At 61.6% G+C, this 15,037-nt stretch carries 15 protein-coding genes; 10 read left to right on the top strand and 5 right to left on the bottom strand.

From position 1 onward, the window contains the following. Positions 1 to 39: 39 nt before the first annotated feature. From FHT69_RS20035 to FHT69_RS20015, 5 genes are all read right to left on the bottom strand, one after another. Positions 40 to 657, bottom strand: a complete 618-nt coding sequence (locus tag FHT69_RS20035) for a PRC-barrel domain-containing protein (protein WP_063476423.1) — start codon at positions 655 to 657, stop codon at positions 40 to 42. Positions 658 to 880: 223 nt separating this feature from the next. Continuing rightward, complete coding sequence (locus FHT69_RS20030; protein ID WP_097542864.1) at positions 881 to 1,768, bottom strand: SMP-30/gluconolactonase/LRE family protein; 888 nt, start codon at positions 1,766 to 1,768, stop codon at positions 881 to 883. Then, entirely contained in the window at positions 1,765 to 2,406 is a 642-nt protein-coding gene (locus FHT69_RS20025; protein ID WP_028757735.1) for a 2-dehydro-3-deoxy-6-phosphogalactonate aldolase, read from the bottom strand. The genes FHT69_RS20030 and FHT69_RS20025 overlap by 4 nt, the downstream gene beginning before the upstream one ends. A gap of 13 nt (positions 2,407 to 2,419) precedes the next feature. Continuing rightward, complete coding sequence (locus FHT69_RS20020; protein WP_097542863.1) at positions 2,420 to 3,334, bottom strand: 2-dehydro-3-deoxygalactonokinase; 915 nt, start codon at positions 3,332 to 3,334, stop codon at positions 2,420 to 2,422. Beyond that, the gene (locus FHT69_RS20015; RefSeq protein WP_179867802.1) at positions 3,334 to 4,101 is read right to left on the bottom strand and encodes an SDR family NAD(P)-dependent oxidoreductase; all 768 of its coding nucleotides are present in this window, start codon (positions 4,099 to 4,101) and stop codon (positions 3,334 to 3,336) included. Before FHT69_RS20015 ends, FHT69_RS20020 begins: the two co-directional genes overlap by 1 nt. Positions 4,102 to 4,221: 120 nt before the next feature. On the opposite strand from FHT69_RS20015, the gene FHT69_RS20010 reads away from it, so the two are divergent. The 10 genes from FHT69_RS20010 to FHT69_RS19965 all read left to right on the top strand — a co-directional run bounded on the left by FHT69_RS20010 (position 4,222) and on the right by FHT69_RS19965 (position 15,035). Next, complete coding sequence (locus FHT69_RS20010) at positions 4,222 to 5,019, top strand: IclR family transcriptional regulator (RefSeq protein WP_097595290.1); 798 nt, start codon at positions 4,222 to 4,224, stop codon at positions 5,017 to 5,019. 261 nt (positions 5,020 to 5,280) lie between these two features. Then, positions 5,281 to 6,015: a LuxR family transcriptional regulator gene (locus FHT69_RS20005; RefSeq protein WP_047613834.1), complete on the top strand. Its 735-nt coding sequence runs from the start codon at positions 5,281 to 5,283 to the stop codon at positions 6,013 to 6,015. Positions 6,016 to 6,654: 639 nt separating this feature from the next. Next, complete coding sequence (locus FHT69_RS20000) at positions 6,655 to 7,815, top strand: Mrp/NBP35 family ATP-binding protein (RefSeq protein WP_028756719.1); 1,161 nt, start codon at positions 6,655 to 6,657, stop codon at positions 7,813 to 7,815. A 454-nt stretch (positions 7,816 to 8,269) separates the two neighbouring features. Further along, positions 8,270 to 9,247 (top strand): magnesium transporter CorA family protein, encoded by a 978-nt coding sequence (locus FHT69_RS19995; RefSeq protein WP_028756718.1) that lies wholly within the window; start codon positions 8,270 to 8,272, stop codon positions 9,245 to 9,247. Between the two features lie 18 nt (positions 9,248 to 9,265). After that, entirely contained in the window at positions 9,266 to 11,164 is a 1,899-nt protein-coding gene (locus tag FHT69_RS19990; protein ID WP_047613836.1) for a potassium transporter Kup, read from the top strand. A 238-nt stretch (positions 11,165 to 11,402) separates the two neighbouring features. Next, positions 11,403 to 12,614, top strand: a complete 1,212-nt coding sequence (locus FHT69_RS19985; protein ID WP_183905863.1) for a cell wall hydrolase — start codon at positions 11,403 to 11,405, stop codon at positions 12,612 to 12,614. A 271-nt stretch (positions 12,615 to 12,885) separates the two neighbouring features. Then, positions 12,886 to 13,224: an AtpZ/AtpI family protein gene (locus FHT69_RS19980; protein WP_028756715.1), complete on the top strand. Its 339-nt coding sequence runs from the start codon at positions 12,886 to 12,888 to the stop codon at positions 13,222 to 13,224. Between the two features lie 62 nt (positions 13,225 to 13,286). Then, entirely contained in the window at positions 13,287 to 14,039 is a 753-nt protein-coding gene (locus tag FHT69_RS19975; protein WP_018245007.1) for a F0F1 ATP synthase subunit A, read from the top strand. Positions 14,040 to 14,106: 67 nt separating this feature from the next. Further along, positions 14,107 to 14,334: a F0F1 ATP synthase subunit C gene (locus FHT69_RS19970; protein ID WP_003545854.1), complete on the top strand. Its 228-nt coding sequence runs from the start codon at positions 14,107 to 14,109 to the stop codon at positions 14,332 to 14,334. A 77-nt stretch (positions 14,335 to 14,411) separates the two neighbouring features. Beyond that, positions 14,412 to 15,035, top strand: coding sequence for a F0F1 ATP synthase subunit B (locus FHT69_RS19965; protein ID WP_028756714.1), 624 nt, complete (start codon positions 14,412 to 14,414; stop codon positions 15,033 to 15,035). Positions 15,036 to 15,037 lie beyond the last annotated feature (2 nt).

The raw sequence follows: 15,037 nt of genomic DNA, 5'->3' as shown, positions 1-15,037 counted from the left end.
CTGCGCTATACTACCGCGCGTGGTTTAGTTGACCCCGGTCTACTTGGCCGTGGTCGAGCCTGTCGACGTGGCGTCGGTCGGCAGGGCGGTACCGGTGGCCGGTGCCTTTTCAGCCGACTGCATGGCCAGCGTCTTGAACTCAGGTGCGGCCTTCAGCGATTCAGCCGTTTCGCTTGTCGTCAGCTTGACGCTGCCGTCCTGGGTGTTCTGGGCGACGGTGATCTTGTCCATCGGCACGGCGACGTTCTTTTCGCCGATACCGAGGAAGCCGCCGACGCCGACGATCGCGGCAACCAAGCCGCCATCCTTCTTCATGATCAGGTCGTTGACGCTGCCGATACTTTCATTGTTGCCGTTATAGACCGACTGGCCGATATAGGTATTGGCGCTGATCTGATCCGGAGCCTGTTCGGTGATATAGCCGGCCTGAGCCGTGTCTGTCGTCGCGGCCGGGGCGGGAGCCTGTGCGGCATCGCCTGCGGGCTTGGTGACGTCAGGAGTGATCGGCGGCTTCGGGGCTGCCGGATCGGCAGGCGCCGCTTGGGTCGGAGCGGCGGGATCCGCCGGCTGCGGGGCCGTCTGTGAGAATGCCGCCGGTGCGAAAGCCGTGGCAAACAGCGCGCCAGCGGCAACGGTCGTCAAGAGTTTGCGTGTCATTTCGAACCTACCTTCAGTTCCCTAGAGTGATCGCTGACCCGGCAATATCTGTGTGATTGCCGCGCCGGTTCGAAGGGAAAATGACTGGTGGGCCGATTGGTTCCGGTTGAAAACACGGAAAATTTCTCGATTCTCACGGAACATTTATCGAAAAACCGCTGCAGAAACGAGAAAGAGCGCCCCGGTCCGAGGGCGCCCTTGAGGGTCGTTGGCAAAGCCGGATTTAGATCACATAGACGGGATCGAACGCGCCTTTGACCTCGATGCCGAGTTCCAGAAGCGCGCCGGCGCTCGGCTGGGCCGAACGGGCATTTTCATCCAGCCCTTCCCAGGCGGTGGTGACCGCCAGCCGGTCGGCATTGACGCCGATGAAGGCGGGGCAGGAGGGCTGGACGGCAGGAACCTTGTAGCGGGAGATGCGCAGGCCATCGGGATTGTAGCGGTCGACGACCCCCGCACCCCAGCGTGCATTCCAGATATAACCATCGGCATCGACCACCGAGCCGTCGATGTCGCCGGGCTCGTTCATGCTGTCGACGAGCACGATCGGTTCGCCCGAGGGCAGGCCGGTCTGCGGATCGACCATGACCCGCATCAGCCGGTTGATGCGGGAATCCGTATAATAGCCGACCGTGCCGTCCGGCGAGAAGCAGATCGAATTCGGGATGCTGATGCCGTTGAAGATCTTCGTCACCTTGCCGCTGGCGACATGATAGATGGCGCCGGCCTGGTTTTCCGCCCGCTTGCTCATCGTGCCGATCCAGAGTGCACCGGAAGGATGGGTGCGGCCGTCGTTCGAACGGTTTTCCGGCCTGTCGTTTTCGAGCGCGGCGTAGAAGGTGAGGTTGCCGCTGGCCACGTCGCGCACGAAAAGCCCTTCCTCCGTCGCGATCAGCTGCCGTCCGGCGTCGATGCGGGCAAGTACGCTCGCCATCACAGGCAGCGGATGCACCTTTTTCGCGCCTGTCGAAAGATTGAGCTCATGCAGTTCCTTGCCCAGGATGTTGAACCACCAGACGGTATTGCTGTCCGGATCATAGGTCGGGCCTTCGCCGAGGACGGAATTGGTGTTGCAAAGGGTTTTGCCCTCGAACTCATAAATATCGGTCATACGCTCACGCTCCCAATGGCTGCATCATAGGCGTAAATGGTCGCCTTGGCGCGCTCGGCAACCTCTGACGCGGTCATTCCGGGTTTGTAGATGCTGGTGCCGAGGCCGAAGGCGAAGATGCCGGCCTTGGTATAATCGCCGAAGTTCTTGTCCGATACGCCGCCGACGGCGGCAATCGTGAGTTCCGGCGGCAGGATGGCCCGGATCGCCGTGATGCCGGAAGGACCAAGCACGCTTGCCGGAAAGAATTTGAGACCGGTGGCGCCGGCGCGTGCTGCCGCCAGCGCCTCGGTCGGGGTAAAGACACCCGGCATCGTCACCATGCCGTATCCGCGCGCCCGGATGATTACCTCAGGCTCGACATTCGGCGTGACGAGCAGTTTGCCGCCGGCAGCATGCAGGCTGTCGACCGCCTCGACCGTCAGCACAGTGCCGGCGCCGATCAGCACGTCTGCCGGCGCCATCTTCGCGGCGATCTCGATGGATTTGAACGGTTCGGGCGAGTTGAGTGGGATCTCGATCGCCGTCAGGCCGTTTTCGATCAAGGCGCCGACGACGCTTTCGGTCTCTTCAGGCCTGATGCCGCGAAGGATGGCGATCAGCGGACGCTTCATGTCGGGGAAGGGGATACGGGTCATTGTGTCAGCTTTCTCAATTCGGCCAGATGGCTTCGGCGGCAGCCGAAAGCCCGCGGCGCACGGCGGCGTCGGCGTCGATGGCGGTGAAGGCAAGGGAGAGGGTTTTGAAAGCCTGTTCATAGAGCGCCTGCAGGCGCCCGGAGGCAACGAGGGTGATGTCTGAGTTGGCCGCATCCTGCAGTGCCCCGGCGATTTCGAGGCCGATCAGCGTGCCGGAAAGCCGGGCTTGCGCGGCAGCGGCTGAAATGCCGTGCAGGAGCTGGCCCGAGCGGGCCGTGAACAGCAGATTGGAGGCAAGGGCCGGGCGCGCGAAAGCCGCCGAGACCGCCGCCTCGAAGGCCGCCGCATCCGCCGGCTGCTCTTCCGCCCCCGCAACCGCATGCGACAGGATCGTGTGTTTGCTGATGACGTCGAAAAGCTCGCCGGTCATGAAGGTCGAAAAGCCGGTAACTTTGCCGTCCGTCACATGCACCCATTTCGAATGCGTGCCGGGCATGCAGACCGCCTGCGCTCCGGAGCTTGCGCGGCCGAGCGCGCCGAGCAGCTGGGTTTCCTCGCCGCGCATGACGTCGGGTGTGGCGATATCCCGCTGGGCAAGGCCCGGCAGGATGCGGATGTCGCGGCTTTCGCCGGGCACGGAGACCGCCCCGGTGAGGATCGCGGCGAGCGGCGTCGGCACGTCGATATAACCGGCCTCGACCCAACCTTGCCTGGCGCCGGCCATGCCGCAGACGATCACCGGCAGGTTTTCCGGCGCTTCGATGGCAGCGAGATGGCTGGCAAGCACGGTGGAAAAGCCGGTCTTTGCGGCGCTCGTCATCCCTTCGCCGCTGCGGCGTTCGGCAAGGACGGTGCCGTCCCGGTCGATCAGCCAGAGCCGGAAGCTGCTGGTGCCCCAGTCCACCGCGACATAAGCGGGATTTGCCATTACAGAACGCCTCCATCGACAATCAGGGACTGGGCGGTCATCGCCGCCGCGCAGTCGGATGCAAGAAACAGGCAGGGGCCGACGATCGCATCGGGCTTGAGTGCGACTTTCAGGCACTGGTCCTCGACCGAACTCGCAATGCTCTCCTCGGTGAGCCAGAGCTGCATCTGCCGCTCGGTGACGACCATGCCGGGCAGGATGCAGTTGACGCGGATATTCTCCGGCCCGAGCCTGCCCGCCATGCTCTTCGTCAGCCCGACGACCGCAGCCTTCGCCGCCGCATAGGCGGGAAAGCCGCCCATGTTCAGCTTGAAGGCGATCGACGACATATTGATGATCGCCCCGCCGCCGGCCGTCCGCATCGACGGCACGACTGCCTGCGAGGTAAAGAACACATGCCTGAGGTTCACTGCCTGGTTGTTGTCCCAATAGACCTCGGTCACCGCGTCGAATTCATGGCGGTCGTCCCAGGCGGCATTGTTGACCAGCACGCGGATCGGTCCGGACCGCGCAATGACGGTATCGACCGTGCTCCGGATCGCCTCGATATCGCGCAGGTCGGCATGGTGAAAGGAAACCGGATGCGCCGTCTCGCGCGACAGCCTTTCGGCGAGCTCGCGGCCTGCGGTCTCGGCGATATCGATGAACGACACCTTGGCGCCCTGGCGCGCGAAACCTTCGACGATCGCAGCGCCGATGCCCGATCCGCCGCCGGTCACGAGCACGGCTCGGTCCTTGAACTCGGGAAATTGTGCTGTTGGCATCATGGTCACTGTCATCGTCAGCGGCGCCTCCCAATTTTATCATTGTTCCATTATCTGGAACTTAATTTGACTATATGGAATTATCGAATTACACTGGCCTTTCTGTCAAGGGTGAGTGAGGCGATGAATTCAAACGGCGACGGGCCAGCACAGTCACGCGAAACCGGCACGCTCGGCAAACTGATGGTTCTGCTCGATCTCGTCACCCATGCCGATGCGCCGCTGCGTTTCACCGATATCCTGGCTCTTGCCGGCCAGCCGCGCGGCACGCTGCATCGCCAACTGAGTCACCTGGTGGAGGAAGGCCTGCTCGAACTCGATGGCGACGGCCGTTATGCGCCGGGCCTGCGCCTGCTCGATTTCGCCGCGCGCAGCTGGGCGCGCAACGAATTTCGCCTGATTGCCGAGCCGCACCTCGCCGATCTGCAGCAGGCGACCGGCGAGACGGTGCATCTCGGCGTTCTGAGAGGCCAGTCGATCATCTATCTCGACAAGGTCGAAGGCCGGCAGCCGGTGCGCATGTATTCGCAGATCGGCAATGCCTCGCCCTGTTATTGCACCGGCGTCGGCAAGGCGGCCCTGTCGCTGCTCCCGGCCGAGAGCCTCGGCGATCTCGTCGCCGGCCTGAGCTTCACCAGCTTTACCGCCTCGACCCATGTCTCGGCCGAAACGCTGCTGGAAGAAATCCGCGAAATTGCCGATCAGGGCTTTGCCTTCGACCGTGAGGAGCACGAGGCCGGCATCCGTTGCGTTGCCGCACCCGTCTGGTCGGAGGATCGGACTTTTATTGGGGGCGTTTCGATCACCGGCCCGGCCTATCGCCTGTCGATGGAACTTCTGCGCCAATGGGCCGTTCCGGTTCAGCTGGCAGCTGGGAGGATCATGGAAGGCATGCGCGTCCGTCTGGGGCCGCGCCGCTGACGGAAAAAATCGCAGTCCGCCCGCCGCTGGACGCGATTGCAGAGCATGCTTATGGTGAGTGCGATATTGAGATTTGCTGGCGAATCACCACAACTAGAACGGTCAGCGAAATCTACAACCATTCAACGGCCGAACGCTAAACGCCAAAGCCGATCCCATGTGATCCCAAGCGATCATCATTCCCTATGCAATCGAAACACCCATGGCGGGCAGGTTTCGCAAACGGTTTGCCGGCCGCTGTGCCGAAGATGAAGAAATGTGATGGCACCCTTGTCGCAAGCATCCCCGGAAGAAGACGATCATGTTCAGGAAATAGCCGGACTGAAGACCCAGTTCGATATTTTCCGTTTCATGAAGCGTGTGACCGAAGCCTATCGCAGCCGGGCCTTCATGGTTCTCAACCTGCCGCCCGTCACTTCCTTCGATCTTCAGGGCAGCACGGTCATCACCAGTTGGCCGGCCGAGCTTCTGGCGCTTTACGACCAGGAAGGCCTGATGGTGAACAGCCCGGTTCTGAGGCGCTTGAGAACATCGGCGCGACCCTTCTTCTACGACATGTCGCGCCAGAACTGGTCGCGGGACGACGGCAAGTCCATCCTCGTCGTCTCCCTGTTCGAGCGTTTCAAGATGATGCGCGGCGCCTATTTTCCGACGCATGAGCCCTCCGGCCTGCGCGGCGCCGTCTCTTTCGCCGGCGACCGCGAACCCTTCAGCCCGGCCGAGATGCGCGAACTCTGCTATATCGCCATCCATGTCTTCGACAGGCTCGCCGAGATCCGCAACCTCGATACGCGCATCACCGACACGCTGACCGACCGCGAGATCGATTGCCTCAACTGGACGGCGGCCGGCAAGACCAGCGCCGAAATCGCCGAAATCCTCACGCTGTCCGAGCACACGGTCAATCACTACCTCAACCGCGCCACCAAGAAGCTCGACACTGTTAATCGCACCCAGGCGGTCGCCAAGGCGCTGCGCATCGGCCTGATCAAATAAGTTGCAAAAAACAACCACGTGCTTTCGCAGCCGCCCAGCGCTTAGGCATATCTATCCCGTTGAGCGCCTGCCGCAGGCGCTTTGGCGCTGCTTTTCGCCGATTTTGGATCTGGCACGCTTTCTGCTTCTCTTTTGTCAAAGGTCCAGAGGGGACTGAGCCAGCGCCAGGAAATGGCGCGGCCGACACACCGCTGCCCGACGCCGATGCCGCTTTCTCCCGGCCCTTCGGTGTCGGCGGCGGTTGTTGCGTTTTGGCACCGCTTCTTTCGCAGCTGCTGGTGACCTGGCCTGTCTTCGGCATTTTTTGCTGGCCTTTTTTCCGGCTTGCTCTAGTTCGCCCCGCATTGCGCCGGTTCTCGGGGAGACCGTTGCGGCCATCAGGGCGAAAGCCCGGCGGACTTGATGGCCGCAACGGATTGACAATTCTCCGGCCCCTTTGGGCGCGCCGGCCATCGATTGTCCTCCCGATGATTTTGTTTGGCGAAGGCCTCCGTCTCCACTATCTCTACTGCATGATGTCAGCCTTAAATCGGCATGGATTTAGGCTGACATCATGCAATTCAAAGTGCGACAGCGTTCCTTGCGCGTCTTGAAAGACGTGCGGCGCTGCCGTCTGCAAGAAGCAGCAATGAGGGTGGAATGACCGACGTCACCAAGGAACAGGTTCTCGAAACGCTGAAGACCGTGCGCGGACCGGATCTCGAGCACGATATTGTCGAGCTCGGCATGGTCTCCGACGTCTTCATCTCCGACGGCAAGGTTTATTTCTCCATCACCGTTCCGGCCGATCGCGCCCAGGAGCTGGAGCCGATGCGGCTCGCCGCCGAGCGCGTCATCAAGGAAATGCCCGGCGTCAAGGGCGCCCTCGTCGCCCTGACCGCGGACAAGAAGGCGGCCACCGCTGCTCCCGCTGCCCGCCCTGCGCCCAACCCGCCGCACGGTCATGCTGGCCACGATCACCATGCGCATGCGCCGCAACAGCCGCCGCGCGCCGGCAAGATCGGTGTGCCGGGCATCGGCGCCATCATCGCCGTCGCCTCGGGCAAGGGTGGGGTCGGCAAGTCGACCACCGCCGTCAACCTGGCGCTCGGGCTGCTGGCCAACGGTCTTCGCGTCGGCATTCTCGATGCCGACATCTATGGTCCCTCGATGCCGCGGCTCTTGAAGATATCCGGCCGCCCGACACAGATCGACGGCCGCATCATCAATCCGATGGAGAATTATGGCCTCAAGGTCATGTCGATGGGCTTCCTCGTCGACGAGGAGACGGCGATGATCTGGCGCGGGCCGATGGTCCAGTCGGCGCTGCTGCAGATGCTGCGTGAAGTCGCCTGGGGTGAGCTCGACGTGCTCGTCGTCGACATGCCGCCCGGCACCGGCGACGCGCAGCTGACCATGGCCCAGCAGGTGCCGCTTGCCGGCGCCGTCATCGTCTCGACGCCGCAGGATCTCGCGCTGATCGATGCCCGCAAGGGCCTCAACATGTTCCGCAAGGTCGAAGTGCCGGTGCTCGGCATCGTCGAGAATATGAGCTATTTTATCGCCCCGGACACCGGCACCCGCTACGACATCTTCGGCCATGGCGGCGCCCGCAAGGAGGCCGAACGCATCGGCGTGCCCTTCCTCGGTGAAGTGCCGTTGACGATGAACATCCGCGAGACCTCCGACGCCGGCACGCCGCTCGTCGCCTCCGAGCCGAACGGCGTCGTCGCCGGCATCTATCGCGGCATCGCCGCCAAGGTCTGGGAGCAGCTCGGCGGCCAGCCGCAGCGCCCGGCGCCGGCGATCGTCTTCGAATAAAGCATTGCATGATTTAAATTCGATGCGATGCGCTTTCGGGTGCCGAATCACCGTCGCGAATACCCCAAATTGTGGGTGAAACGTGGTGAAAAGCCGCGCTTCACGGAAGATGTCTTGATTATTTCATGGCTTTGCTTCATATGCCGCGGCGCCATGATGGCGTTTGCTGCAGATGCTCAATGACGGCCGTCTTCATTCCGAAGGATGTGGCCCGCCTGCGAGTTCGGAGTTGTCTTGTCGATCGAAGGATTGGTAACTGCGATGCGGTGGAGCACAATGCGCATGCCGGCCTTTGAGGTCGGATGCAGCCGGAGTCGTATGAACTTTCTTGATCCGCTTCCGCTTCGACCGAGGACAAGCGACCGTCGCGTTGCCGCGCTGGCGATCGCATGGAAAGGCTTTCGATGAAAAGTGCATTGGCCGCGAAGCGCCGTGAGCATCGGAGAGGCTGCCGGTGATCACCGCTTACTGTTCCAATTGCAGGTCGGTCGAGATCCGCGATCTGTCGCATGCCGCATCCTTTCCCGAGGATGTCGTGTGGATCGACATGATCGAGCCGACCCGCGACGAGGAGCTCTATGTCGAGAAGATTCTCGGCATCGAGGTCCCGACCCGCGACGATCTCAAGGATATCGAGCCTTCCGCCCGGCTCTATGTCGAAAACGACGCCGTCTTCATGACCGCTTCGCTGCTCTGGAAGGCTGATACCGACGCGCCGACGCTGACCGATGTCGCCTTCATCCTGGCCGGAAACCGCCTGGTCACCATCCGTTACGCCCATCCCAAATCCTTTGCGCTGTTCATTGCCGCCCTTCACCGGCTGCCGGAAAACTGGCGCAGTGGCGCTGCCCTTCTCGCCAAGCTCCTGGAGACGATCGTCGACCGCACCGCCGAGATCCTCGAGATCTCCGTCTCGCGCATCGACATCCTGTCGATGCATGTCTTCGGTGATCGGGCAAGGAAGGTGCGCAAACCTTCGAACTATCTCGAGGAGAAGCTCAGGGATATCGCCGGCCATCACCGGATGATCAGCAAGGTGCGCGACAGCCTCGGTTCGCTGTCCCGCCTGCTGACCTTCTTTCACACGATCCCGGCAATCCAGCAGGATCGCGAGACAAAGGAGCTCTGCCGCACCGTTTCGCGCGATATCCAGTCGCTATCGGAGCATGCTTCCTTCGTCGCCGCCAACATCACTTTCCTGCTCGACGCCTCGCTCGGGCTGATCAACATCGAGCAGAACTCGATCATCAAGATTTTCTCGATTGCCTCGGTGGTGTTCTTGCCGCCGACATTGGTCGCCTCCATCTATGGCATGAATTTTCAGGTCATGCCGGAGCTGACCTGGGTCGCGGGTTATCCCTATTCGCTGGCCCTGATGGTGATCTCAGCCGTCATCCCCTTTTTCTTTTTCCGCTGGAAAGGCTGGCTCTGAGGAGCCTGTTGCAACTTCATGTCCGAAGAGAGCCATCCGAACGAATCCCATATGACGCCGCGAAAGCTGTTCTATCTGGCGCTGGGTTCCGTCGGCGTCGTCTACGGCGATATCGGCACCAGTCCGCTCTATGCCTTTCGTGAGGCGCTGAAGCCGGTGGCCCATGACGGCGTCACCCGTTTCGAGGTCATCAGCCTGATTTCGCTAATGATCTGGGCGCTGACGATCATCGTCACCATCAAATATGTGCTCTTCCTGCTGCGCGCCGACAATGACGGCGAGGGCGGCACGCTGTCGCTGCTCGCCCTTCTGATGAAGACCGCCAACGGCCATACCGCCATCCTGATGCTGCTCGGCCTGATGGGGGCTGCCCTCTTCCTCGGCGATGCGATGATCACGCCGGCTCTGTCCGTGCTGTCGGCCGTCGAGGGCCTGAAGCTCGTCACCCCCAGCCTTGCGGAATATATCGTGCCGATCTCGGTGGTGATCCTGGCGCTGCTCTTCGTCGTGCAATCGCGCGGCACCGGCGCGGTCGCCAGGTTCTTCGGGCCGATTACCGCCGTCTGGTTCCTCGTCATGGCTGCCGCCGGCATTTCCCATATCTCGGATGATTACGGCATCCTTGCCGCCTTCAATCCCTATTATGCCGTCAGCTTCCTGCTGCATGAAGGCTTCTACGGCGTCGTCGTGCTCGGCGCCGTCTTCCTGACGGTGACAGGCGCCGAGGCGCTCTATGCCGATCTCGGCCATTTCGGCCGCCGCCCGATCCAGTGGGCCTGGTTCCTGCTGGTCTTCCCGGCGCTGACGCTGAATTATCTCGGGCAGGGGGCGCTCGTTCTCGGCAATCCGGCGACGATGTCCGATCCCTTCTACCTGATGTACCCGAAATGGGCGCTGTTGCCGGTCGTCATCCTGGCGACCGCCGCGACGATCATCGCCAGCCAGGCGGTCATCACAGGCGCTTTCTCGATGGTGCGCCAGGGCATCAACCTCGGCTTTCTGCCGCGCATGGAAATTCTCTTCACCTCGGAAACCAATACCGGGCAGATCTTCGTGCCTTCGGTCAATGCCGTGCTGTTCATCGGCGTCATCTTCCTGGTCCTGAGTTTCAAGACGTCGGACGCGCTGGCGACCGCCTACGGCATCTCCGTTACCGGCGCCATGGTCGTGACCTCGATCATGGCCTTCGAATTCGTCCGCGCCCGCTGGAACTGGTCGCTGCCGGTTGCGGTGATCGCGCTCGCGCCGCTGGTCGTGCTCGAATTGATCTTCCTCGGCGCCAACCTCTTGAAGATCCATGACGGCGGCTACATCCCGATCATGATCGCCACCGCCTTTACCGTCGTCATGTGGACCTGGCGCCGCGGCACCGCGATCCTGATGGAAAAGACCCGCCACACCGATATCCCGCTTGCCTCCTTCGTCAGCTCGATCGAGCGCAAGAGCGAACATTCGCCGGCCCAGGTGCCGGGCACCGCGATCTTCCTGACCAGCGATCCGGAATCAGCCCCCGCCGCCCTGCTGCACAATCTCAAGCACAATCATGTGCTTCACGACCGCAACGTCATCCTGACGATCCGCACCGTCAACAAGCCGCGTGTGCCGAGCCAGGACCGCTATAAGGTCGAGCAGATTTCTCCGCGCTTCTCCCGCGTCGAACTGCTCTTCGGCTTCATGGAATCGCAGAACGTCTCGCAGGCCTTGGCGACGCTGCGCAAGACCGGGCTGAAGTTCGACATCATGTCGACCTCCTTCTATCTCGGCCGCCGCAAGCTGGTGCCGGACGCCAAGTCGGGCATGCCCTACTGGCAGGACCGGCTCTACATCGCGCTCGCCAATGCCGCCGCCAACCCCTCGGACTACTTCCGCCTGCCGGCCAACCGCGTGGTGGAACTGGGCTCGCACGTCATTATTTGACACGGGGGGCAAAGACCCCGCCTCACGAGGGGGAGGGGCTTAACCTGTTGCTCCGCATCTCCCAAAACTCCAGCTCGGCAAACGACGAGATGATGGCGGGCAAAGCGGTGATGCTGGGCTAGTCCCCCGCCCTTGTGGGGAGGGGACCTTTCCAACACATTAGAACATCCAAACGTGCTCACAGTCACATTCCGGCACGGTCCGTTAACCGGACGTCAAGGTTAATGCGGGATTTTTAATGGAATGTTCCCGCGTTCCATGCCCGGAGTTCGTGTTGCGTCGAAAGAGCCCTTCCCGTAGCAAGCTGCGTCTTTTTCCCGAGAACTGGGTGTCTCCGGTCATCTTCGGTCTTGCCGGCTGGCTGATTTTCCCGAGCGTCGCATCCCATGCCGATCTCGCCGCCATGCTGGCCGGCCTCGATCATCAAGGCGAGAACTGGCGCATGGTGCTGACCAATTCGCCGGCCGGCTCCATCCACCAGGCCGAACTCGCTTTCGCCGAGCCGATGGTGACCGGTTCGATTTCCGCCGGCGCCGGCATGGTGCTGCCCGATGGTCGCAAGGTCGCCTTTACCGCCAAAGACAAGGGTCACGAGGACACGCCGGACGAAGATCGCGTCAACCGCTCCACCAAGAAGGGCCGTGTCGTTGCCGTCGAGAAGATGCAGCCGCCGAAGGACTTTTCCGCCGGCTCCATTCTCGAGCGCACCAGGATGCTCTTCACCCCGAGCTTCGACCTCAAGGACAGGTCTGCCTTCGTCAAGCCGAAGATCCAGGGCAAGGAAATCGAGATCGCCACTTCTTTCTATAAGAAGCAGCCTGTCGTGACCGACAATGGCGTGCCGGCAATGCTCGCAAGCCTCGTCACCAGCAACAAGGCCGATGTGCTCGCCACCGCCTATGCACCGCCTGCACCCGACTATTCCCGCCAGTCGCCGTTCGATTCCATCCTGACCGAGAAGGATAGCGGCCGCTTCGTTCCGGAGATTGGCCCGCGCGATCATGCCTGGGCCGCAAGCGTGCTGGCGCCGAGCGTCTTTTCCGCCCGCGAACAGCAATGCCTTGCCTCCGGCATCTATTTCGAGGCGCGGGGGGAATCGGTGAAGGGCCAGGCGGCCGTCGCCCAGGTCATCCTCAACCGCGTCCGCAATCCTTCCTATCCCAAGACCATCTGCGGCGTCGTCTATCAGAACGAGGATTGGCGCAACCGCTGCCAGTTTTCCTTCGCCTGCGACGCCATCAAGGACAGGGTGAACTCGGAATATCATTGGCGAGTCGCCCGCGATGTGGCGATGGCGGTGACGGCAGGCAAGATCTGGCTGCCGCAAGTGGGCTCGGCGACGCACTACCATGCCGTCTATGTCAGGCCGAAATGGGCAAGGACCATGGAAAAGGTCGGTCGCATCGGTCTTCATGTCTTCTATCGCACCTATGGCGGCGGCTGGAGCTGAGATAAATCGCCTGGGCAAGGCGATTTGCGGGGCTTTAAAGCGGATTCTTTCCATCGAATTTAAGCGATTGGCCTTAAATTGGCCTATCTCTTTGATTTGACGAATTTATTTTCTCGCTGGACAGAAGCTGTCTACGCCTTGACTATACCAATCCCTAAAACTATGTTGCGCGCGACTTCAGAACGGGCCGGAAGGGTCTCAACCTTCGTGTCCGGGGTCCGAATGACCGGGGTAGCGGGAGTGCGGGCGACGGGCAGACGAGGAGAGATCCATGGCGGACGACCGCGAGGAAAGTCTTGAAAAGCGCCGTGCGCAATTGGGAGCGAAACTCGCGACCAAGGGCGTCGAGACGGGAGAAGACGAGGCTAGGGAAGCCCGCGCCGAGGTAAGCCGCAAAGGTTATGCCCAGGCGATGAAGCTTTCCAGCGAGTTCATTTCCGCAATCGTCGTCGGTGCTCTGCTTGGCTATCTCCTCGACCGTTTTGTTGGCACGGCGCCTTGGGGTTTGATTGTTCTTCTGCTTCTCGGATTTTGTGCCGGCGTTCTGAACGTGCTGCGTTCTGCGGGGGTGGTGGCCCATCCCCTGGACGACAAGGGCGACAAGAAATAAGGACCGGTTCCGGTCCAGTGCAATGACCCCGCGTTCTGCGGGCCAAAGAGAGAGAACAAGCGGTGTCTAACGATCCGACTCATCAGTTCCTGATCCAGAAGATTGTGCCGATCGAAATCGGCGGAATTGATTTTTCGTTCACCAATGCATCGCTCTTCATGGCCGCTTCTGCTGCCGTTGCCGTAGGCTTCCTCTACTTCGCGACCTCGAACCGCGCCATCGTGCCGGGCCGCTCGCAGTCGGTCGCGGAAATGTCCTATGAGTTCATCGCCAACATGCTGAAGGAAGGCGCGGGCAAGCAGGGAATGAAGTTCTTCCCGCTGGTCTTTTCGCTCTTCACCTTCGTCCTGACGGCGAACCTGCTCGGCATGTTCCCGTATTTCTTCACGGTCACTAGCCAGATCATCGTCACCTTCGCGCTCGCGCTCCTGGTTATCGGCACGGTGCTCGTCTACGGCTTCTATAAGCACGGCTTCCACTTCCTGAATGTCTTCGTGCCGTCGGGCGTGCCGGGCGTTCTGCTGCCGCTTGTTGTCACGATCGAAATCATTTCGTTCCTGTCCCGTCCGATTTCACTCTCTGTTCGTCTTTTTGCGAACATGCTCGCCGGTCACATCACGCTGAAGGTGTTCGCAGGCTTCGTCGCCTCGCTTGGAGCCCTCGGTGCTGTCGGTGTCGGCGGAGCCGTTCTTCCCCTCATCATGACCGTCGCCCTGACCGGTCTCGAGTTCCTCGTCGCCTTCCTCCAGGCTTACGTCTTTGCGGTACTGACTTGCATGTACCTCAACGACGCAATCCATCCGGGCGGGCACTAAGGATAACGACATCGACGTCAAAGGGCGTCAGTCATTCGCCGCAACAACCATTTCAAAGGAGTTCAACATGGAAGCGGAAGCAGCAAAGTACATCGGTGCAGGCCTGGCTTGCTTTGGTATGGCCGGTACGGCTCTCGGCCTCGGCAATATCTTCGGCAGCTACCTCTCCGGCGCACTGCGCAATCCGTCTGCCGCTGACAGCCAGTTCGGCCGTCTGGTATTCGGCTTCGCCGTTACGGAAGCTCTGGGCATCTTCTCGCTGCTCGTCGCTCTCCTCCTCCTCTTCGCCGTCTGATATCGGCGAATAGATGGATCACGGCCTGCGACCGCAAGCCGTGATCCTTTGCATTTGCAGTCCACCTGGAGGTGAGCATGTTTTTTGTGACCCCGGCTTACGCTGAGGAAGCACCGGCGGCAGCGACGGGTACGGATGCGCATGCCGCTCCGGCCGCAGGCGAGGTCCATACCGAGACTGGTGTTGCCGAAGGCGAACACGCCCGCGGCCCTTTCCCGCCTTTCGATTCGACGACCTTCGCATCCCAGCTGCTCTGGCTGGTGATCACGTTCGGCGTCTTCTATTTGCTCATGCAAAAGGTCATCGCGCCGCGCATCGGGGCCATCCTCGATCAGCGTCACACGCGCATTTCCCAGGATCTGGAAGAAGCTGGCCGCCTGAAGGCGGAAGCCGACGCCGCCGTCCGGACCTATGAAGGTGAACTGGCCGCTGCGCGCGCCAAGTCCAACGCGATCGGCTCTGCCGCACGCGACGCCGCCAAGGCCAAAGCCGAAGAGGATCGCCGCGCTGTCGAGGCGAGCCTGTCGGAAAAGATCAAGGCTGCCGAAGTTCGTATTGGCGAGATCAAGGCCAAGGCCTTCGCCGACGTCGGCACCATTGCCGAGGAAACCGCGGCTGCCGTGGTCGATCAGTTGATCGGCGGCACCGTCGCCAAGGCCGATGTCGCTGCTGCCGTCGCAGCTGCCAAGAAGGAGGCTTGATC

It is taken from the genome of Rhizobium sp. BK008 (assembly GCF_014197345.1).
In the GTDB taxonomy this organism is placed as follows: Bacteria; Pseudomonadota; Alphaproteobacteria; order Rhizobiales; family Rhizobiaceae; genus Rhizobium; species Rhizobium anhuiense.
This window is presented reverse-complemented; position numbering and strand designations above follow the sequence as displayed.